The organism is Arthrobacter gandavensis (assembly GCF_039528575.1).
GTDB lineage: Bacteria > Actinomycetota > Actinomycetes > Actinomycetales > Micrococcaceae > Arthrobacter_B > Arthrobacter_B citreus_B.
This window is the reverse complement of sequence record NZ_BAAALV010000002.1, coordinates 490,198-509,756: the sequence shown is the minus strand read 5'-3', so window position 1 is coordinate 509,756 and position 19,559 is coordinate 490,198. Positions and strand designations below refer to the sequence as shown.

Here is a 19,559-nt window from a genome sequence, read left to right as displayed (position 1 = left end):
TTCTCCGCACGGTCCCGCCGGCGGCGGGAGCGCAGAAGGCCCCGAGCCGAAACACTATCCGACTCGGGGCCCTGCGTCCTGACCTGCTGCTTTTCTCGGTTATCCGGCGGGCGGTGCTACGGCTTGGGCGCTGCGGCTGGCGGGTTCCCCGGCACCTCCGGAACCTCCGGCACTTCGGGGTTCGGGACCGCGGGGTTCGGCGTCGTGGTCGAGGGGCTCGGGGACGGGGCCGGAGCGGGAGCCGTCGTCGGCCGCGGCACCGGAGTTGCCGACGGCGTGGCCTGGTCCTTGTCCGCGTCCTCCTCGGCTTCCTCCGTCTCCGACGGGCTCGGGCTGGGGCTCGGGTTCACCAGCAGGTTGGCCGGCGGGTTGGCGAAGGGCTGGCCGGGGTAAAGGCTGCCCGCCTGCTGCATGAACTTTGCCCAGGACGGGGCGGCAATGAGCGAACCGTCAATTTCAGGGTAGAAGCGTCCGCCGATCTCCAGCCCGGAGAGCGACTCGGTTCCGGCCTTCCAGTTGCCAATCCAGGACGCGGTGGCCATTCCGGAGTTGTAGCCAATGAACCAGGTCTGGGACCGGGAGTCATTGGTACCAGTCTTGCCGGCCATGGGCTGGTTGCCGTAGTTAAGCAGGGAGCCGGAGCCGGACTTCATGACTTCCTGGGTCGCGTAGTTCACGCCGCGGGCGGTCTCCTTGGAGATCACCTGCTCGCATTCAGGTTCCGGGACGTCATAGGTCTTGCCGTTGGCCGCGGTGACCTCCAGCAGCGCCCGCGGTTCGCAGACGTTTCCTTCCGCGGCGAAGCCGGCGAAGGCCTGTGCCATCGCCATCGGGGAAACGTCCTGCACACCGCCGATGAGGGCGGACGGGTTGATCATCAGCGGCTCTTCTTCGCCTGAGTCGCTCTTTCCGTCATGGATGCCCATCGATTGAGCGATTTCCATGATGCGGCACAGATCCAGCTGCTTGGCGCTGGAGAAGGTGATGGTGTTAAGCGACTGCGCGAGTCCGCGCAGCACCGTGGCATCCCCATAGTTGGTGTCCCCGTAGTTCTGCGGAGTCCAGCCGTTGGCGGCACCTTCAACGTAGGCTCCGCCGTCGAGGCAGCTGGCGGTCCAGCGGTCACCCTGGGGGTAGGTCTTCTTGCGGCCGTCCAGCTGGGTCCCCAGCGACTTGCCGGCGTCAACCCACGCAGCAACGGTGAAGGGCTTGAACGTTGATCCGGGCTGGAATCCGCCCACACCGCCCAGGCTCTTCTCGGGATCCCCGTCCTGGTACTGGTCCACGTTGAAGTTCAGGACGGAGTCGCCGGGGTTTTCGCCCGGGATGAAGCGCGTGTTCTGCGCCATGGAGAGGATGTTGCCGGTGCCCGGCTGCAGGCTGATCATCGAGTGCCCCACCTGGCCGGCGGTGGTGTCCGGATTGGCGGTCTCGGTGACGGCTTCCTGCGCAGCCTGCTGCACTGCAGGGTCCAGGGTGGTCTTGATGGTCAGTCCGGACCGGTAGAGCACCGATGCACGCTCCGCCTTGGTGGCACCGAATTCCTCGCTGTTCAGGACCAGGTGCTCCACGTAGGAGCAGAAGTACGGTGCCTGTTCGGCAGCCACACAACCCTGCTTGGTGGGCGTAATGCTGAGGTCCAGGCCGCTGGCCACTGCGGCGTCGTACTGCGCCTGGTCAATCTTGCCGTGTTCAAGCATGGTGCCCAGCACCACGTTGCGGCGCTCGACGGCCAGATCAGGGTTGGTGACGGGATCGTAGACGCTGGGGCCCTTGACGAGTCCTGCCAGCAGGGCGCTCTGCTGGATGTTCAGGTCCTTGGCATCGACGTTGAACAAGTACTTGGCTGCTGCCTGGACGCCGTAGGTGCTCCCGGTGAACGAAACAATGTTGAAGTAGCCCTCAAGGATGTCGTCCTTGGTCATCTCGTTTTCCACGGCAATGGCCAGCCGGACTTCCCGGACCTTGTCGGAAACGCCCTTGCTGCCGTTATAGACCGCTTCTTCCCCGCGTTCCCTGGCTCCATTGGCCAGCACGTTGGTCACGAACTGCTGGGTGATGGTGGAGGCGCCGCGGTTGGTTCCTTTGGAGACGTTGCTGGCAAGGGCACCAAAGATGCCCTGCATGTCCACACCCCCGTGCTCGTAGTAACGGGAATCCTCAACGGAGATCAAGGCGTCCTGCATGTGCGGGGAAATCTGGTCGAGGGTGACCGGCTGGCGGTTCTCCTCGTACAGGGTGGCGATCAGCGAGTCGTCCGCCGCAACGATCCGGGTTGGCGTGGCCAGCGTGGCACGCTCCAGATCGGCAGGCAGGCCATCGAAGAAGGAAATGGAGGCCGACGCCGCGGATCCGGCTCCGGCTGCCATGGGCACGAACAGCCCGGCAGTAAGCACTCCGCAGATCACACTGACCCCAAGGAAGGAGAGCAGGCGTCCGAATGTGGTTGCCGTGGTGAACACGGGAGATTTACGCGCAGCCATGATATGGGAGCATAACGCAGGAACATGGGATTTCTGGTTCTGTTGAGCTGCCGATACCGGGCAACACCGTTGCATCCGGGCGGCAGATGAGGATAATCCGCACCGGCCCGACGTGGCAGGACTCACGCCCAGCCAACTCCGGCAGCGCGCACAACTAATCTGTGCAACCCCATCCCGGCCGCTCTCCGCCACTGCTAGACTCCTGCACACTTCCTTCTGATGCACGGCAGCTGCGGGGCAGAGAGCTGAGGGGCATTAGGGGTCCGGAACAATTCCCGGCTGAGGAGAATCATGGCCCGATTACTCCAGGATTTGCGTCGCGTGAGCAGCACCCTGCGGACGAACCTTGATGCGCGGCGGGGAACGCTTCCGCCGCCGCGGGCCAACCATGAAGAAATCCATGCGCGGCTGGAAAGCGCCATGACATCAGCCCGGGCCGCCGGACGGACCCTCGAGGAACAGGAACGGGTAGCGGGAGAAATGGCCGCCCATTTCGCCTCAGTCTCCGAGGCCTACAGGCTGCGGCGCGAAGCAGTGGAGACCGTCATGCCGGCCGAACCGTCCCCCGCAGTACTGACGCTGGCCGGGACAGCACGGCGCATGCACTCACTGGCAACCGAGCGCGGGGAGATGGCCTCCGCCCACCTCGAGGAGATCCGTTCCCGGCGTGAAAAGGTCCACCAGCTGCTGGCAGACCTGGTTAAGGCGCAGGCTGAGCTGCGCCTAGCCGTCACCGTGGAGCAGAGCCGGCTAAGGCTGGATGGGCTGGGCGGTGTTCCTGCCGGAATTCCTGCCGGTCCCGGCAATCCGTTCGATACCGAGCTGCGCGAGGCCACCCGGCTGGCGCGGGAAGCAGAAGCCCTGGCAGAGCTGAAAGGCGGATGGGCATGAGTGAAGAATCCAGCGTGCGGGTGGGAGTTCCGTATACGCCGCCGCGAACATATTCGGAGAAGGCAGTGAGCCGGCTGGTCTTCACGGCCGCAGCGTTCATCATTTTCGGCGGTTTCAATTTCATCGCTGTGGCACTGGCCATCCTCCTGGTGGTTTACCCGCTCTTCATCCTCAGGGAGCGGCTCGTCCTGCGTCCGCGCCGCGAGGAGGCGGAGACCGCTGCCCTGAACGACGCCGTCGCGCAGTTCTTCCCCGCCGCACCGAAGGTGCAGCGTGAGCAGTGGCGTGCGCTGATGACCACCAGGAAGGGAAAGACCTTCCGTTTCCGGGATGACGTGGGCGGCGAGATGCGGATGGTGCGCACCGGCCGCGCCGCGCTGGCGGGGAACGCGGCGATTGCCGGACCGCCGCGCCGTCCGCACGCCGCCAAGCGCACGGAGATTGAGGTAACCGTCCGCCACGGCGACGTAGGGCTGACGGACTTCGACACGATCATGACCGCCTCCGGGCGGGATCCGAACATTGCACGGGCCATCGCCGAGGTCCGGCGGGGCTACCGGCACGGACGGGAATCTGCCTAGCGGAGGTTCATGCCCATCACCGTTCGTACCGGGATGGGTCCGCCGTGGTCCTCATCGACAGGGCCCATGCCGAGCTTCTCCGCTACCCGCCGCGATGCCGTGTTTTCCGGATGGATGATGGCAACCAGCCGGGGCGCCTGCAGGGTGTCGCGGGCAAAGTTCCGGCAGGCGGCTGCGGCTTCGGTCGCGTAGCCGTGGCCCTGCCTGCCGGTGCGGATGTGGTAGCCGACTTCCAGTTCGGTGTCCTGGCCGTTGATCTTCTGCCAAGTGAGGCCGCAGTCCCCCAGGAACTCGCCGTCGTGCGTCTCCACGATCCACAGGCCATAACCGTGCCGGGCGTAGTTGGCTTCGTTCCAGGCGATCCATTGGGCCGCCTCGTCCCGGGTCTTGGGCGCCGGGTAGTAGGTCATGACCGCCGGATCGCCCAGCAGCGCAGCCATGAGGTCAAGGTCCTCCGGCGTCATCTCGCGGAAACGGAGTCTTGGGGTGTCCGGCGGCAGCATTTCTCCAGCTTAGGCGGGCCTGGAGTATTGGCTAGAAGTACCCGTTGTCATTGATGGGCGGGTAGATCTCCTTGGGGATGGGCTGGATGACGTCCCAGTGCTCAACGACTTTGCCGTCTTCGACCCGGAAGATGTCCACGATGGCCCGGCCTTCTTCGCCCGGAACCCGGCGCGAGTGAACGTGCAGTGCCACCAGGTCGCCGTCGGCAATTGCGCGCTTTACTTCGTTGCGGCCGTCCGGGTAGTTCTCGCGCAGGTAGGTCACAAAGCGGCGGAATGCCTCGGGGCCGTCGGCGACCCAGGGATTGTGCTGGATGTAAGTGTCCCCGAGGTAGGCCATCACGCCCTCGACGTCGCGGTTGTTGTACTTCTCGTAGAAATCGAGAACCAGTTCCTTGTTGTTCACGCTGTTCCCTTTCTGTGATGCCCGTTACATGACTGCGGCCAATATAGGCCGGAGGCCTGCACTGCCGCCTATTTGGGAACTTCATATTCGGGCACAAAAAAGTCCCGTCCTCCCCGCTGGGCGGAGAGGACGGGACCACATCTGTGGAGCTTAGGGGAATCGAACCCCTGACCTTTTCATTGCGAACGAAACGCTCTACCAACTGAGCTAAAGCCCCGGGCCTGTTCCGGATAACCGGCCTTGTCAGGCTACGCCGATTCTATGCACCCGCCTAGTCCGGGGGCAAAATGCCGCAGGCTCCTTGAGGGCTCGGCAGCCGCTTGGCTAGGCTCGCGGCAAGCCCGCGGCGGGAGCTTGCCGCCGCATCACGGAGAAGAAGGAGCACACCATGAGCCTGATCAAAGACATGCTGACGTCCCACCCCGCAGGGAACTCCAACGTGGACATGGATGCGCTGGCCGCCTGCATCGAAGCGTGCTTCGACTGCGTCCAGACCTGCACTGCCTGCGCGGATGCCTGCCTCGGCGAAGACATGCTCGGGGACATGGTCAGCTGCATCCGCACCGACCTGGACTGCGCGGAGATCTGCGGAGCCACCGGAAAGGTGCTGGCCCGGGCGGGGAAGGACTACGCGTCCGCCGTTGAGCTTGTCCGCGCCTGCGCCGCAGCGTGCCGCCGGTGTGCGGATGAATGCGAGCAGCACGCCTCCGCGCACGACCACTGCCGTATCTGCGCCGAGGCCTGCCACCGCTGTGCGGCTGCCTGCGATGCGCTGCTGCTGACGATCGGTTCCTAGGCCGGCCGGTCTAGCTGCCGGCCGGGTCTCCGGCTCACCGCAGGCCCGGGGTGACCGCCATGGATTTGGAGGACTCGGACAGGCTGGCCACGATGTTCAGGATCGCCCGGCGGCCAGCATTCCCCGCACGTAGGCTGCCTGCCCCGCATGCTCCAGGCAGTCGGCCAGGGAGCTGACCAGCCGCACCCCCAGCGTGACGGGCGGGTCCCACGCCGTATCCACTACCCGGTCCAGGTCCGCCGCAGACAGGCCGGAGACGAAGGCAATGGTCCGGGCGCTCACGGCGTCGTAGTACCCCTGCAGCACGTCACCGGACTGCACCTGCACCTTGGCGACCTGCTCCGAGGTATGGCCGTAGCCGGTGTCCTCGGCGTCGAGCGGCAGTCCTACCCGGCCTGCCCAGCCTTCGGCGGTCCACACCTGCTGGTGCCCGGCGATGTCGGCCACCTGGGCATCCTCAACCCGCGCGAGGTGCCAAATGAGCCACGCGATGGAGTTGCCATCCGGGTACGGCCGGTGGTTCAGTTCCTTCGCACTCAGTCCGTGCACCACCCGCCGCACGGTAGAGGGAAGCCGGCCGAATGCGTCAACTAACAGGTCGCTCGATTCCATGGGAACTCCTCTGCAGGTTTGGAAGTGGTTGAACGCCACTGTGCCAGTTCGGCAGCGCGGACAAAAGGGATGCACGACGGCGAGCGCCGGCTTTGGCGCCCGGGCGGATTTTTTGCCGGGGCCGGGTTGCAGGCGGACCGCACACTCTTACACTGGCCGGATGGAGTGGATCGACGAACGTCCCACTTGGCTGCCGCCCATCCCGCCTCCGCACCGCGGACGGGCCCGGATTGTGGCGGGGGTGCTGCTGGTCAGCGCCGTGATGATCGCCGTGCTGGTGACCGCCTTTGTGGGCGGGACCATTTCCATGTACCTGTGGTGGCCGCTGGCCGGCGGCCTGCTCCTGCTCGGGTCCGGCCTGCTGAGCCGCCGCCGCCTTCCCTGATGTGTTTGACGAGCCTGAACCGGACCATTCGCCCGATGTGACAAAGTTAGGTGCACCGAACTTGTTTAATCGATGCACCGAACTTATGGTTTTCCGCATGAAGACCGTTCACAGTTTCCGCCGCCTGGCAGTGCTGCCGGCTGCCGCCCTTCTGCTCGCCCTGTCCGCCTGCTCCGGCACCGCCGCGTCCGAGCCCGGCAGTGAAAAACCAGTTGTCCTGACCACGTTCACGGTGCTGGCAGACATGGCTGAGAACGTGGCCGGCGAGCACCTGCAGGTCGAGTCCATCACCAAGGCCGGAGCCGAGATCCACGGCTACGAACCCACTCCCGGAGATATCCGCCGCGCCTCGCAGGCGGACCTGATCCTGGATAACGGCATGAACCTCGAGGCCTGGTTCGAGCAGTTCACCGCTGACCTGGACGTCCCCCGGGTGACGGTCAGCGAAGGCGTGGACCCGGTCAGCATCGCCGAGGACGCCTATGCCGGCCTGCCCAATCCGCATGCGTGGATGTCCCCGCTGAACGCGCAGGTCTACGTGGAGAACATGACGGAGGCCTTCGCCGAACTCGATCCGGCGAACGCCGATGCCTTCCGAGCCAACGCGGAGGCGTACAAGCAGGAACTGCAGGAGGTGCAGGACCAGCTGGTCACCAAGCTCGGTGCCCTGCCGGAATCCCAGCGGGCGCTGGTCACCTGTGAAGGCGCGTTCTCCTATCTGGCCCGCGACGCCGGACTCACCGAACGCTACATCTGGGCGGTGAACGCGGAACAACAGGCCACCCCGCAGCAGATCGCCGCCACCATCGAATTCGTCAAGGACAACCAGGTTCCCGCCGTCTTCTGCGAGTCCACTGTTTCTGACGCACCCATGCAGCAGGTGGTCGAGGCCTCGGGCGCAAAGTTCGGCGGCGTCCTGTACGTCGACTCCCTTTCCGAGGAAGGCGGACCGGTGCCCACCTACCTCGACCTGATCCGCCACGATTCAGAAACCATCATCGCCGCACTGGCCGGAGCCGGTTCCTGATGGCCGCACCGGCACTGGAACTGAACTCCGTGACGGTGAAGTACGACGACGTCACGGCGCTGGACGGCGTCAGCCTCACCGTCCAGCCGGGCCGCGTCTGCGGACTCGTCGGCATGAACGGTTCGGGCAAGTCCACCCTGTTCAAGTCCCTCATGGGCCTGGTGAAGCCGGCCGCCGGGACGGTCCGGCTCAGCGGACTGTCCCCGGCGAAGGCTCGCACATCCGGACTTGTCGCCTACGTTCCGCAGAGCGAGGACGTGGACTGGACGTTTCCGCTCAGCGTCAAGGACGTGGTGATGACCGGACGCTACGGACACATGGGGCCCACCCGCCGGCCCCGCGCCGCAGACCGGGCCGCCGTCACCGAAGCCCTGGCACGGGTGGAACTGACCGATCTGGCGGAGCGGCAAATAGGCAGGCTCTCCGGCGGGCAGAAAAAACGTGCCTTCGTGGCCCGCGGCATTGCCCAGGGCGCGTCGGTGCTGCTGCTCGATGAGCCGTTCGCCGGCGTCGACAAGCGGTCGGAGGCAACCATTACCGCTCTGCTGCGGGAACTGGCCGCTGACGGCAGGACCATCCTCGTCTCCACCCATGACCTGCATGCTCTCCCCCAGCTTGCCGACGAAGCCGTGCTGCTGATGCGCCGCGTCCTGGCACACGGGACCCCGCAGGAGGTGCTGCGGCCCGAGCAGCTGGCCCGGGCATTCGGGCTCAATGTACTGGAGGACGGCACTCCGGTTCCGGCCGGGACAGTGAATGCCGGGACGCTGAAAGCAGGCCAACCGTGATCGAGCTGCTCACCGACCCCCTCTCCTACGACTTCATGGTCCGGGCACTGGCCACCGCCGTCATCGCGTCGGTGGTCTGCGGGGTACTCTCCTGCTGGCTGGTGCTGATCGGCTGGTCGCTCATGGGCGACGCCGTCTCCCACGCCGTGCTGCCCGGCGTTGTACTGGCCTATGTGGTGGGCGCACCGTTCGCGCTGGGAGCCGTAATCTTCGGGTTCCTGGCCGTCGGCCTGATCGGCCTGGTGCGCGACACCAGCCGGATCAAGGAGGACGCGGCGATCGGCATCGTCTTCACCACACTGTTCGCCGCCGGACTCGTGCTGATCTCCGTGACGCCAAGCCAGACCGACTTGAACCACATCATCTTCGGCAACCTGCTGGGCGTAAGCTCCGCGGACCTGGCGCAGGTCGCCGTCCTGGCCGCGCTGACCCTGGCGGTGTTGCTGTTCAAACGCCGCGACTTCACCCTGTACGCCTTCGACCCCACCCAGGCCCACGCCGTCGGGCTTAATCCGCGGTTGCTCGGCGCAGCGCTGCTGGGGCTGCTGGCGCTCACCGCCGTCGTCGCCCTGCAGGCCGTGGGTGTGGTCCTGGTGGTCGCGATGCTGATCATTCCCGGCTCCACCGCCTACCTGCTCACCGACCGGTTCAACCGAATGCTGCTGATCGCCCCCCTTATGGCGGCGGGCTGCGCAGTCGCCGGCATTTACGCCAGCTACTACCTGGACACCGCCACCGGCCCCATGGTGGTGCTGGCCCAGGGCGCCGTTTTCACCCTCGCGTATCTTTTCAGCCCACGTCAGGGAGTGGTTGGTCGCGCAATCGCTGCCGGAAGGCGGCGCCGTGCGGCGGTGGCCTGAGCCTATGATGGGCGCATGACTTCTGCGTCCACCGGTTCCGGCTCCCAGTCCCAGACCCTGTCCCGCGGGATCCAGGCGCTGGAACTCCTGGCCGAATCCGAGGCGCCGCTGACCATCGCCGAGCTCTCCGCCGGCCTGGGCGTGCACCGCTCCATCGCCTACCGGATCCTGCGCACGCTGGAGGCGCATTCGCTGGTGATGCGCGACGAAGCCGGCCGGGTTTCAGCTGCGCCCGGACTCGCTGCCCTGGCCCGGGGAGTCTCCCGCGACCTGCAGTCCGCCGCACTGCCGGAGCTGACCGTCCTGGCGAACGAACTGTCCATGACCGCCTTCATCGCCGTGTGGGACCAGCACGACTGCGTCACCCTGGTCACCGTTGAGCCCCGGCACAGCCGCACCGCGCTGATCCAGCGGCCGGGCACCCGGCATTCCTTCACCGCGGGCGCACCGGGCATCGCGATCCAGTCAGCGGTCTCCGAGGAGCACTGGAACCGGCTCGCCCCCGGACAGCCGTACCGCGACGAGGCTCGGCTGGCCCGCCGCCGCGGCTACGCCACCAGCCACAGCGAGGTGATCGACGGCGTCGGCTCCGTGGCCGTTCCGGTGCAGGTGCCCGGCCAGCTGCCGGCATCCCTGTCCGTGGTGTACTTCGGTACCGGGAAGGACGATGCCGGCATCGGCGCGCGGCTTATTGAAAGCGTCCGGCAGATCGAAGCGCAGCTGACCTAGAAACCGGCTTCCGCTCCGGTTGGTGCGCCTCGCTCCGCTTTGTGGCCTTTGCTCCGCTGCGCGGCGGGCCGTTGACCCACAACGGAGCGATTCCGGGCCCATCGGGGTTAGGCAAGCTTTCTCTTGCTGGAAACCCGGTGCAAAGGAGCCTAAAACGAAAGCATGGCTCTTAACCGTGTGTCCTTCCAGAAGGCCGTCCGGCACTACCCGGTAGTTGCGGCAACCGTGGTGGTGCTCGCCGTCGTCCTTATCCTGTGGGGAACCGGGGCCGGCGGGCCGGCGCAGTGGATCGCCAGCCTGTACACGCTGGGAATCGTAGGCATCACCGGTTACGGCATGGTGCAGGACATCAAGCGCGGGCACTACGGCCTGGATATCCTGGCCGTCATCGCCATGCTCGCCACCGTTGCCGTGGGCGAGTACATTGCCTCGCTGATTATCGTGCTGATGCTCTCCGGCGGTGAGGCGCTGGAGGACTACGCCGCGGGCCGGGCCAAGGGCGAACTCGATGCCCTGCTGGACCGCGCCCCGCAGATCGCGCACCGGCTGCCTTCCGGCGCGGATACCGGCGGCAATGCGGCCTCCGGCAAAGCTGCCGCCGAACTGGCCGAAGACATCCCCGCCACCGAGGTTTCGGTGGGCGACATCCTGCTCGTCAAACCCTCCGAAGTGGTGCCCGTTGACGGCGTCCTGCTCTCCCCCGCCGCGGCCTTCGATGAGTCGTCCCTGACCGGTGAGGCGATTCCGGTCTCCCGTGCTGCCGGCGACGCAGTGATGAGCGGTTCGGTCAACGGCACACACGCGGTACGCATCCAGGCCACAGCGACGACGGCGAACAGCCAGTACCAGCGCATCGTCGCCCTGGTGCAGGAGGCCAGCGAATCCAAGGCTCCCGTGGTGCGGCTCGCGGACCGCTTCGCAGTGCCCTTCACGATCGTTTCCCTGCTGATTGCCGGCATTGCATGGGCCGTTTCCGGGGATCCGGTGCGGTTCGCCGAAGTGCTGGTGCTGGCCACCCCGTGCCCGCTGCTGATCGCGGCACCGGTGGCGTTTATGGGCGGCATGAGCCGCTCCGCCCGGCACGGCATCATCGTCAAGGGCGGCGCGGTGCTGGAGCAGCTTTCCACCGCGAAGAGCGCCGCGTTCGACAAGACCGGCACCCTCACCTACGGCCGTCCCGAGCTGGTCTCGGTTAATCCGGTCAACGGCTTCGACGCCGATGAGCTGCTCGCCCTTGCCGCGTCCGCGGAGCAATACTCCTCCCATGTACTGGCCGCGTCGGTGCTGGCTTCCGCCGAGGAACGCGGTCTGCCGGTCCACCCTGCGGACACCGCCCAGGAGGTGGCGACCAACGGCGTCGAGGCCTTCATTGACGGGCGAACCGTGCGGGTAGGAAAGCGCCGGTTCGTTGAGGAAGTGGACCCGGCGACGCAGGCGGCGGACCTCGCACCGGGCCAAATGGTGGTTTACCTCAGTGTGGACGGACGCTTCGCCGGCACCCTGATCCTCAGCGATACGGCCCGCGAAAACGCCGCCGCCACCCTGCAGCGGCTGCGCGGGCTGGGGATCCGCGAGACGGTCATGCTCACCGGCGACGGCCTGGCCACCGCCGAAAGCATGGGCCGCACGGTCGGCATTTCCGATGTGCGCGCCGAGCTGCTGCCCGAAGACAAGGTGAAGGCTGTGGCGGCACTGCCCCTGCGGCCGGTGATCATGGTGGGCGACGGCGTCAACGACGCCCCGGTGCTGGCAGCTGCCGACGTCGGAATCGCCATGGGTGCCCGCGGCTCGACGGCGGCCAGCGAGTCCGCCGACGCCGTTATCGTCGCGGATGACATCTCCAAGGTTGCCACCGCCGTGGACATCAGCAGGCGGACCATGCAGGTGGCGCTGGGCAGTATTTGGCTGGGCATCGCCCTGAGCCTGGTTCTCATGCTGGTGGCCGCTTTCGGCTACATTCCGGCTGTGGCCGGCGCCCTGACCCAGGAGCTGGTGGACCTCGCCACCATCCTCAACGCGCTGCGTGCCCTGCACGGCAAGACCCTGTTCCGGCGGGCAGGCAAACCGGCTGCGGTGGCTTCGGCGCCGGTCCCCGGTTCCGTCTAGCCGCGGCGTCATAATTTCCCAATTCATTGAAGGCCTGTTCAGGGGCCGAATACGATCGGGGCACTATTTGAACCGCCGTTGATCCGGGATGGAACATGTCTGCACTCATTGCCCCCGAGGGCCTGCCCCGCCCCGCGGTTTCCGCGGACGACGCCGTCCGGCTGGCCGGGGAGTTCTACGGGCTGGCGGTCTCCCGGGTTCGGGAACTGGGCAGCCAGCAGGACCGCAATTTCCGGCTGACTGCTGCCGACGGGTCCAAGCTGTTGCTGAAGATCAGCAACCCGGCCTTCACCCGCACGGAGATCGAAGCGCAGAACGCCGCCATGGAGCGGCTCACCGCGGCCGGCTTCGCCACTCCGCTGCCGCTGTCCTCGGTGAATGGGGAGCTGGTGGAAACCGCCGTGCTGGACGAACAGGAGCACTGCCTGCGGCTGCTGACCTTCGTGGACGGCACCCCGGTCATTGACCGGCCGCATCTGGGCGCTCCCCTGCGCGCCGCTCTCGGGGACTGGCTGGGACGGACCAGTGCCGCGCTGGCTGGGCTGGAGCATCCGGGCCTGGAGCGGGCACTCCAGTGGGACCTGCGTGCCGGTGAAGACGTGGTCGCCGCGCTGGTGTCCTTCGTCCGCGAAGACTGGAAACGGGCCCTGCTGCTACAGACGCTGGAGCGCATCAATGCTGCCCTGGAACCGCTGAAGCATCAGTTGCCGGTCCAGGCCGTCCATGGAGACATGACCGACGACAACGTGGTCTGCGAACCTGCCGCGGGCGGGGCAGTCGAGCTCACCGGCATCATCGACTTCAGCGATGCAATGTACAGCTGGCGGGTGGCGGAGCTGGCGGTCGGCTGCTCTGCGCTGTTCCACCACGATCCGACCAACCCGCTCACCGTGCTGCCCATGATCCAGGCTTTCCACGCCCAGGCACCGCTGTCCGACGCCGAAGTGCGGGCACTGTGGCCGCTAATCGTCCTGCGCGGTGCAGTGCTCGCTGTCAGCGGTGAGCACCAGGTCACTGTCGACGCCGGCAACGACTACGCCTCCGACGCCCTGGACCGCGAGTGGACCATGTTCGAGGTTCCGGCCCGCTATGACTGGAACGCTGCCGAGGCCGCGATCCGAACCGCCCTGGGCCAGCCGCTTCCGGCGGCGCCGGACACCTCCGCCTGGCTGCCCCTGCTGCCTGAGCTGGCCGAACCGGGCCGCGTGGACTTCGGCTGGAACAGCGAGGACTTCCGCGACGGGTCCTGGCAGAACGGAGAAGCCGAGGAGCACCGGATTCTCGCCGCTGCCGGCGGTCCGGGCGCCCCAGCGGTCACTGCCTACGGCGAAGCCCGCCTGACCAGGGCCACCGCGCTGAGCACCGAAGAGCCGGCGAACGTTGCCCTCGCCGTCGAGGTCCACTCCCCTCAGCCGCTGGCCATCTACGCGCCGTTCGCCGGGACACTGTCCGCGGGCGGGGACGGGACCATGCGGCTGGAAGGCGGGGACGCCGCCGTCGTGCTCTCCGGTGCCGTTTTGGACCTGGCCGAAGGGCCGGTGGAGGCCGGTTCGCGGATCGGACAGACCGGGCCGGATGCGCTGACGGTCTGGCTCCAGGTGCCCGGTGCCTATCCGGTGGCCGGGACACCGCCGCGCTTTGTGAAGGCCAGTGAGTTCTCCGGCTACGCGGCGGTGTTCCAGGATCCGGCGCCGCTGCTCAGCACCGCGCCGGCGGCAGCGGCCGACGCCGGAGCGGACGAGCTGCTGCGGCGCCGAACGAGCGCCTACGACGCCCTGCAGACGCACTACTACGGCGCCCCGCCGCGGATCGAGCGCGGCTGGAAAGAACACCTGATCAGCACCACCGGGCGGCACTACCTGGACATGGTCAACAACGTCACCGCTCTTGGGCACGGCCACCCCGAGGTCGCGGAAACTGCGGCACGCCAGTGGCGGAGGCTGAACACCAATTCGCGGTTCCACTACGCATCTGTGGCCGAACTGTCCGAACGGCTGCTGGCCAAGGTGCCGGACTCTTTCGACACGGTGCTGCTGGTCAACAGCGGTTCCGAGGCGGTGGAGCTGGCCCTGCGGCTGGCCAAGGCGTTCACCGGCCGCGAGGACGTGCTGTGTGTGCACGAGTCCTACCACGGCTGGTCGCTGGGCGCCGATGCCGTCTCCACCTCCGTCTCGGACAACCCCCGGGCACTTGAAACCCGGCCCGGCTGGGTGCATGTCGCGGACGCCCCGAACGCCTACCGCGGCCGGCACCGCGGTGAGGGCGCGGGCGCTGCCTACGCCGCCGGCGTCGCGCACCAACTGCAGCAGCTGCACGACGCCGGCACCCCGGTGGGCACCTTCATCGCCGAACCGCGCAACGGCAACGCCGGCGCGGTCGGCACCCCGACGGGGTACCTGGAACAGGTGTACGCCGCGGTCCGCGCGCAGGGCGGGGTCTGTGTCTGCGATGAAGTGCAGATGGGCTACGGCCGGCTTGGCCGGCATTTCTGGGGCTTCGAGGAGCACGGGGTGGTGCCGGACATCATCACCATGGCCAAGGCGATGGGCAACGGGCATCCGCTCGGAGCAGTGATCACGCGGAAGGAGATCGCGGCGGCGCTGGCGTCCGAAGGCTCCTTCTTCTCCTCCGGCGGCGGCAGCACGCTCAGCAGCCGGATCGGGGTAACCGTCCTGGACGTGATCGAGAAGGAGCAGCTGCAGCAGAACGCCGACGCCGTGGGTCAGGTTTTGTCTGAGGGGTTCCGTGCGCTGATGGACCGGCATCCGCTGATCGGCGCGGTGCACGGCATGGGCCTGTACCAGGGGGTGGAGTTTGTCCGGGACCGGAACACGCTGGAACCAGCCACCGATGAAACCCGTGCGATCTGTGACCGGATGCTCGAACTCGGCGTGATCGTCCTGCCCACGGGCGACCGGCAGAACATCCTCAAGGTCAAACCGCCGCTGTGCTTCACGGCGGAAAGTGCCCGGTTCTTCCTGGGAGCGCTGGACCGGGTGCTGTCCGAGGGCTGGTGAGCCCGCACAGGCTGCAAAAACGAGTGCTGTACGCTGTCGATTTATCAGGTCAACGTGGACCAGCCGCCGTTCCCAGGACGCCTGGCAGCTGGACTGCCCGAATCCGGGAGGCACCATGCGCTTGAAATTCCTCGCCGCCGCCGGCGCCGCGGCCCTGCTGCTCAGCGGCTGTTCCCAGTCCACCCCGGCGGAGCCGGTCCCGCCTGTACAGGACGGGCTGCCCGTCCACCCTGCCCCGGAGAAGGGGCTGGGTTCCGTCGAGGGATTTTCCTCCACCGGTGTGACATCCACCTTCACCGCCGAGGGCCAGACGGTCGCCGGGTATCTTGCCTGCGGATCCGGGGGCGCATCTCCGGGTGAGCTGCGGCTGCTGGTCACCGGACAGGAGGCCCGCACGGTGCCCTGCGGCACCACGGAGAACCCCACCCGCACGCTCTTTGATAACTTCCCGCGGGGTGCCGCGTTTGATGTCACTGTCGAGACCGTGGATGAGCCGCTGTCCTTTGCGCTCGTCCTCACCGACGCCACCCGCTAGGGCAGCCATACTGGAGGCATGCGCACGACGACGATCCTGATCGAAGCCGAAAGCGGCCGGCAGGCACTCCAGGTGCTGGCCGGACGCCCGGGCAACAAGATCCGCTGCGCACCGCTGCTGGTGGGTGCCCTGACTCCGGGGAACGTTCCGGAGCCGCTGGCCCGCCTTGTGGCGGCGTTCCCGGCTACAGCGGGATAGCCAGACGGCGGCAAGTCGGCCCGCCGACGGCTCGGCCTGCAACCTAGGCTGGCCGGATGCCTCCCAGATTCCGAGCTCCGCACCGGCTGCCGCTGGTGGCGGCGCTGTTCCTGGCCGGGACCCTGACAGTACTCGCTGCCGGCGTGCACAACCTGGATTTCAGTATTTACCGGGCAGGAGCGCGGGCCTTCCTGGGCATGGATGGCCCCGTGGCTCTCTACGATGCGCAGTTGTGGCAGGTTCGGGAGGACTTCTGGCTGCCGTTCACGTACCCGCCGTTCGCCGTCGTCTTTTTCCTGCCCTACGCCGTGCTGCCTCCCGCCTTTGGGGCGGCCGCACACACTGTGCTCCTAACCGGTTCCCTGATTGCCGTCTCTCTGCTGATCGTGCGGCACACTCCGGAAATCAAGCGCCGCCTGCAGGTCCTGCCGCCCCGGCGCCGGGCGTTGGCCATCGGGGCAGTAGTGGCCCTGATCGGATTGTCAGCCCCGTGGCGGGAAGGCCTCTCCTTCGGCCAGATCAACGCCGTGCTGATGCTCATCATCCTGTGGGACCTGCTTGAACCGGGCAGGTTCCTGCCGAGAGGGCTGCTCACGGGGCTGGCCGCAGGAGTGAAGCTGACTCCTCTGGCCATGGGCCTCTACTTCGCAGCCCGAAAGGATTGGAGAGCGGTCCTCTGGATGGGCACCGGGTTCTTCGGATCCGTCGGGATCGGGTTCGCCCTGACGTGGCAGGGGGCGGTGCACTACTGGACGGAGGCGCTGTTCTCCACCACCCGGGTGGGGAACGACGACGATATGTACAGCCTCACGCTGCGGGCCTTCACCCAGCGGCTGGGCCTCTCCGACGGCTCCGCGGCGGCACTGTGGGCTGTGCTTTGCCTGGCCGTCATCTGTGGCGGATACGCAGCCGTCCGAACGCTGCTCGCCGCGAACGACCCGCTCTCCGCCGTAGGCGTCACTGCCCTGGTAATGCTGGTGATTTCGCCGATCAGCTGGTTCCACCACTGGGTGTGGTTTGTCCTGTTGATTCCTGCGCTGGTGTTCCCGCCGGGAGTGTCCCGGCGGCGTAAACGGCGGCTGCGGTGCGGGGCGGGCTTCCTGTATCTGCTGTTCCTGTTCTCATCACTGACGCTCAGCCTGGCCCATTCCGGGACTATCCGGGGGTGGGGGCCGTGGTGGCTTGAACTTGCTTCCTCCGTCTGGATGCTCGCAGCCATTGCTGCGGCGGGAATCATCACGGTCAATGCAGCGCAGGCAGTACGCGGCCCTGCCGGCAGCGGTGCCGCGGCGGTACCGGCGCACGCCGGCTAGTTCCTACCCCTGGAACGTCCCCGGCGACCCGACCAGCGGGCGCCCGGTCCTTCTCCGGCTGCCTGATCCCGGGGATTCAGGATGCCGCAGGCGGACATCGAGAGACAGCCGCAGCCGATACCTTCGCCGTTTTCCCCCTGCCCCGGTCCTGGTGGCCGTGATCATTGGCTGGGCACTGTGCGTTGCAGTGCTGGGGCTGGCCACCACCGGAACGGCGGCTTTCGCCGCATTTACGGCCGCGGGATTTGTGTACGGCCCTTTCAATCCGCTGGTATTCGTGGTCCTGCAGAGCCAGCTGGCAGACCATGAACAGCAGCCCGTCTTCACGCTGTGGACTGCGGGTTTGACGGCCGCCCTCCCACTTGGCCTGTCGCTGGCAGGTCCGTTGGTCAACTTATTCCAGGTCCGGCAATCACTGCTGTTGTCAGCCGCAGTCTCCCTGGTCCTGGCGGTAGCGGCCTTGGCTGTCCTGCGGCACGAGCTGTGGCCGGGATCCTACCGGCGGCCTGGGCGCCGGAAACCCCAAGCTGTTCCTGTTACGGGCAAAAACCGCTAGCGTAGCCAGCATTCGGCACCCGGCGGTGGTCCCCGCGCCCCGGATGCCAGGTGAAGGAAGGTCCAGCCATGAGCACGCAGCAGGAACTGGTGAACAAATACCTGGACGGTTTCCGCCGCAGTGACCACCCGGCGATCCTCGCCTGCCTGACGGACGACGTCGTCTGGCGCATCCACGGGTCACGTACCGCCCGCGGCAAGGCAGAGTTCGACGCGGAGATTGGCGAGCCGGGCTTCGAGGGCTCCCCGGACCTCAGCTTGGAGCGCATGGTCACCGAAGGCAACACAACCGCCATCACCGGAGCCGGCCACGGCGTGCACCGGACCATCGGCCCGGTCTTCTTCAACTACTGCGACGTGATCACGTTCCGCGACGGCCTGATCAGCGAAGTGGACTCCTACATCGTGCCGGTAGCCTAGACGCCGGCCCGATCCGCGCAGGGCGGCCGGCCACAGCCGCTAGTTCCTCCCATTTGCAGGAGAACACACGGCTGCAGCCGGCCGGAACCAGGCTGGCTAGGAAACCGGGGCAAGCTCCGGGTAGTCCGTGTAGCCGGCAGCGCCATCCGTATAGAACGTGGAGTAGTCCGGTGCGTTCAGGTCCGCGCCTTCCTGCCAGCGGCGGGCCAGGTCCGGGTTGGCGAGGGCCGGGCGGCCGACGACGACGGCGTCAGCCAGGTCCTCATCCAGCAGCGCGAGGGCGGACTCACGGGTGGTCTCCACCCCGAAGCCGGTGTTCAGCAGGACCGGTCCGGCGAAGCGGCGGCGCAGTTCCTGGACCAAATCGTCTGCAGGGTCCTTGTGCAGGATGCTGAGGTAGGCCGGCTTCAGCGGTGCGATGCCGTCCACCAGTGCCGTGTAGGTGGCCAGCACGTCGTCGCGGTCGGTTTCCAGCACGTCCTGGATGTTGTGCTCCGGGGAGATCCGGATGCCGGTGCGCTCTGCGCCAACGGCGTCAACTACGGCCCGGAAGGCTTCCAGGACAAAGCGGGCACGGTTCTCCGGGGATCCGCCGTAGTTATCAGTGCGGGTGTTGGAGACGGGTGAGAGGAATTCCTGCAGCAGGTAACCATTGGCACCGTGCAGCTCAACGCCGTCGAACCCTGCCTTGATGGCTTTCGCGGCGGCGGCAGCGAATTCCTGTGCGACGCCGGGAAGCTCGGCTTCGGTCAGGGCGTGCGGCACCGGGTAGGGCTGCTTTCCGTCGTACGTGTGTGCCTCACCGGAGAGCGCGATGGCGCTGGGAGCTACCGGCTGGCGGCCGCTGACGTTCTCGTGGCCGACGCGGCCGGAGTGCATCAGCTGGGCGACGATCCGCCCGCCGGCTTCGTGCACGGCGTCGGTGACGCGCTTCCAGCCGGCGACGTGTTCTTCGGTGACCAGGCCGGGCATCCGGGTGTTGCCCTGGCCGGTGAAGGACGGGTAAATGCCTTCACTGACAATGAGGCCGAGCGAGGCGCGCTGGCGGTAGTAGTCCACCATGATGTCGGTGGGGACGCCGTCGAGGTTGGCGCGCATGCGGGTCAGCGGGGCCATGACAAGCCGGTTGGGCAGTTCCATGGTGCCGACGGTCAGCGGGGTAAACAGGTTCACTAGGACGGGTGCTTTCTCTCGATCGCATCAGGGCAGGGGTTGTCCCGACGTTCGTACACCCAGCAACAACCCAAAGCCTGCCCGCGGGTATTCCGCTGGGCAGCCAAGATCACACGGCCGCGCGCCGGCCTTGACCGCCGGAGCCGGCCTCAGCAAAGAACCCGGGCACTCGGAAGTGCTG

Annotated in this window: 20 protein-coding genes and 1 tRNA gene; 15 read left to right on the top strand and 6 right to left on the bottom strand. The window is 67.0% G+C overall.

Annotated features, from left to right (window positions below):
* Positions 1-116 precede the first annotated feature (116 nt).
* Positions 117-2,483, bottom strand: a complete 2,367-nt coding sequence (locus ABFX29_RS05615; RefSeq protein ID WP_152225595.1) for a transglycosylase domain-containing protein — start codon at positions 2,481-2,483, stop codon at positions 117-119.
* Between the two features lie 321 nt (positions 2,484-2,804).
* On the opposite strand from ABFX29_RS05615, the gene ABFX29_RS05610 reads away from it, so the two are divergent.
* Both ABFX29_RS05610 and ABFX29_RS05605 read left to right on the top strand, forming a co-directional pair.
* Positions 2,805-3,374, top strand: coding sequence for a hypothetical protein (locus tag ABFX29_RS05610; RefSeq protein WP_152225593.1), 570 nt, complete (start codon positions 2,805-2,807; stop codon positions 3,372-3,374).
* Positions 3,371-3,955 carry a hypothetical protein gene (locus ABFX29_RS05605; RefSeq protein ID WP_152225590.1) on the top strand — a complete coding sequence of 195 codons (585 nt, stop codon included), beginning with the start codon at positions 3,371-3,373 and terminating at the stop codon, positions 3,953-3,955. The genes ABFX29_RS05610 and ABFX29_RS05605 overlap by 4 nt, the downstream gene beginning before the upstream one ends.
* Here ABFX29_RS05605 and ABFX29_RS05600 read toward each other — a convergent pair.
* The 3 genes from ABFX29_RS05600 to ABFX29_RS05590 all read right to left on the bottom strand — a co-directional run bounded on the left by ABFX29_RS05600 (position 3,952) and on the right by ABFX29_RS05590 (position 5,081).
* Positions 3,952-4,458 (bottom strand): GNAT family N-acetyltransferase, encoded by a 507-nt coding sequence (locus ABFX29_RS05600; RefSeq protein WP_152225589.1) that lies wholly within the window; start codon positions 4,456-4,458, stop codon positions 3,952-3,954. The genes ABFX29_RS05605 and ABFX29_RS05600 overlap by 4 nt on opposite strands.
* A gap of 31 nt (positions 4,459-4,489) precedes the next feature.
* Positions 4,490-4,864, bottom strand: a complete 375-nt coding sequence (locus ABFX29_RS05595; RefSeq protein ID WP_152225587.1) for a nuclear transport factor 2 family protein — start codon at positions 4,862-4,864, stop codon at positions 4,490-4,492.
* Between the two features lie 144 nt (positions 4,865-5,008).
* Positions 5,009-5,081: transfer RNA gene (locus ABFX29_RS05590), tRNA-Ala, on the bottom strand.
* A 171-nt stretch (positions 5,082-5,252) separates the two neighbouring features.
* Between ABFX29_RS05590 and ABFX29_RS05585 the strand changes: the two genes are divergently transcribed.
* On the top strand, positions 5,253-5,660 hold the full coding sequence (locus ABFX29_RS05585) for a four-helix bundle copper-binding protein (protein ID WP_152225586.1): 408 nt from the start codon (positions 5,253-5,255) through the stop codon (positions 5,658-5,660).
* Between the two features lie 96 nt (positions 5,661-5,756).
* Here the strand turns inward: ABFX29_RS05585 and ABFX29_RS05580 are convergent, their stop codons facing one another.
* Positions 5,757-6,272, bottom strand: coding sequence for a mycothiol transferase (locus ABFX29_RS05580; protein WP_152225583.1), 516 nt, complete (start codon positions 6,270-6,272; stop codon positions 5,757-5,759).
* Between the two features lie 160 nt (positions 6,273-6,432).
* Here ABFX29_RS05580 and ABFX29_RS05575 point away from each other — a divergent pair, with 160 nt between their 5' ends.
* The 12 genes from ABFX29_RS05575 to ABFX29_RS05520 all read left to right on the top strand — a co-directional run bounded on the left by ABFX29_RS05575 (position 6,433) and on the right by ABFX29_RS05520 (position 18,205).
* Positions 6,433-6,657, top strand: coding sequence for a hypothetical protein (locus ABFX29_RS05575; RefSeq protein WP_152225581.1), 225 nt, complete (start codon positions 6,433-6,435; stop codon positions 6,655-6,657).
* Between the two features lie 97 nt (positions 6,658-6,754).
* Positions 6,755-7,684, top strand: coding sequence for a metal ABC transporter substrate-binding protein (locus ABFX29_RS05570; protein ID WP_152225580.1), 930 nt, complete (start codon positions 6,755-6,757; stop codon positions 7,682-7,684).
* Positions 7,684-8,472, top strand: a complete 789-nt coding sequence (locus ABFX29_RS05565; RefSeq protein WP_211372326.1) for a metal ABC transporter ATP-binding protein — start codon at positions 7,684-7,686, stop codon at positions 8,470-8,472. The genes ABFX29_RS05570 and ABFX29_RS05565 overlap by 1 nt, the downstream gene beginning before the upstream one ends.
* Positions 8,473-8,507: 35 nt before the next feature.
* Positions 8,508-9,332, top strand: coding sequence for a metal ABC transporter permease (locus tag ABFX29_RS05560; RefSeq protein WP_152227216.1), 825 nt, complete (start codon positions 8,508-8,510; stop codon positions 9,330-9,332).
* Between the two features lie 15 nt (positions 9,333-9,347).
* Positions 9,348-10,061: an IclR family transcriptional regulator gene (locus ABFX29_RS05555; protein WP_152225576.1), complete on the top strand. Its 714-nt coding sequence runs from the start codon at positions 9,348-9,350 to the stop codon at positions 10,059-10,061.
* Between the two features lie 162 nt (positions 10,062-10,223).
* Positions 10,224-12,167 (top strand): heavy metal translocating P-type ATPase, encoded by a 1,944-nt coding sequence (locus ABFX29_RS05550; protein WP_152225574.1) that lies wholly within the window; start codon positions 10,224-10,226, stop codon positions 12,165-12,167.
* 95 nt (positions 12,168-12,262) lie between these two features.
* Positions 12,263-15,184: an aminotransferase gene (locus tag ABFX29_RS05545; protein ID WP_152225572.1), complete on the top strand. Its 2,922-nt coding sequence runs from the start codon at positions 12,263-12,265 to the stop codon at positions 15,182-15,184.
* A gap of 115 nt (positions 15,185-15,299) precedes the next feature.
* Entirely contained in the window at positions 15,300-15,719 is a 420-nt protein-coding gene (locus ABFX29_RS05540; protein WP_152225570.1) for a hypothetical protein, read from the top strand.
* An 18-nt stretch (positions 15,720-15,737) separates the two neighbouring features.
* Positions 15,738-15,917 carry a hypothetical protein gene (locus ABFX29_RS05535; protein ID WP_152225568.1) on the top strand — a complete coding sequence of 60 codons (180 nt, stop codon included), beginning with the start codon at positions 15,738-15,740 and terminating at the stop codon, positions 15,915-15,917.
* A 56-nt stretch (positions 15,918-15,973) separates the two neighbouring features.
* Positions 15,974-17,230: a glycosyltransferase 87 family protein gene (locus ABFX29_RS05530; RefSeq protein WP_152225566.1), complete on the top strand. Its 1,257-nt coding sequence runs from the start codon at positions 15,974-15,976 to the stop codon at positions 17,228-17,230.
* Complete coding sequence (locus ABFX29_RS16630) at positions 17,163-17,786, top strand: MFS transporter (RefSeq protein WP_152225564.1); 624 nt, start codon at positions 17,163-17,165, stop codon at positions 17,784-17,786. Before ABFX29_RS05530 ends, ABFX29_RS16630 begins: the two co-directional genes overlap by 68 nt.
* Before the next feature lie 68 nt (positions 17,787-17,854).
* Positions 17,855-18,205 (top strand): nuclear transport factor 2 family protein, encoded by a 351-nt coding sequence (locus ABFX29_RS05520; protein ID WP_152225561.1) that lies wholly within the window; start codon positions 17,855-17,857, stop codon positions 18,203-18,205.
* A gap of 96 nt (positions 18,206-18,301) precedes the next feature.
* Here ABFX29_RS05520 and ABFX29_RS05515 read toward each other — a convergent pair whose 3' ends face one another.
* Positions 18,302-19,378: an alkene reductase gene (locus ABFX29_RS05515; RefSeq protein ID WP_152225559.1), complete on the bottom strand. Its 1,077-nt coding sequence runs from the start codon at positions 19,376-19,378 to the stop codon at positions 18,302-18,304.
* Positions 19,379-19,559: the final 181 nt, after the last annotated feature.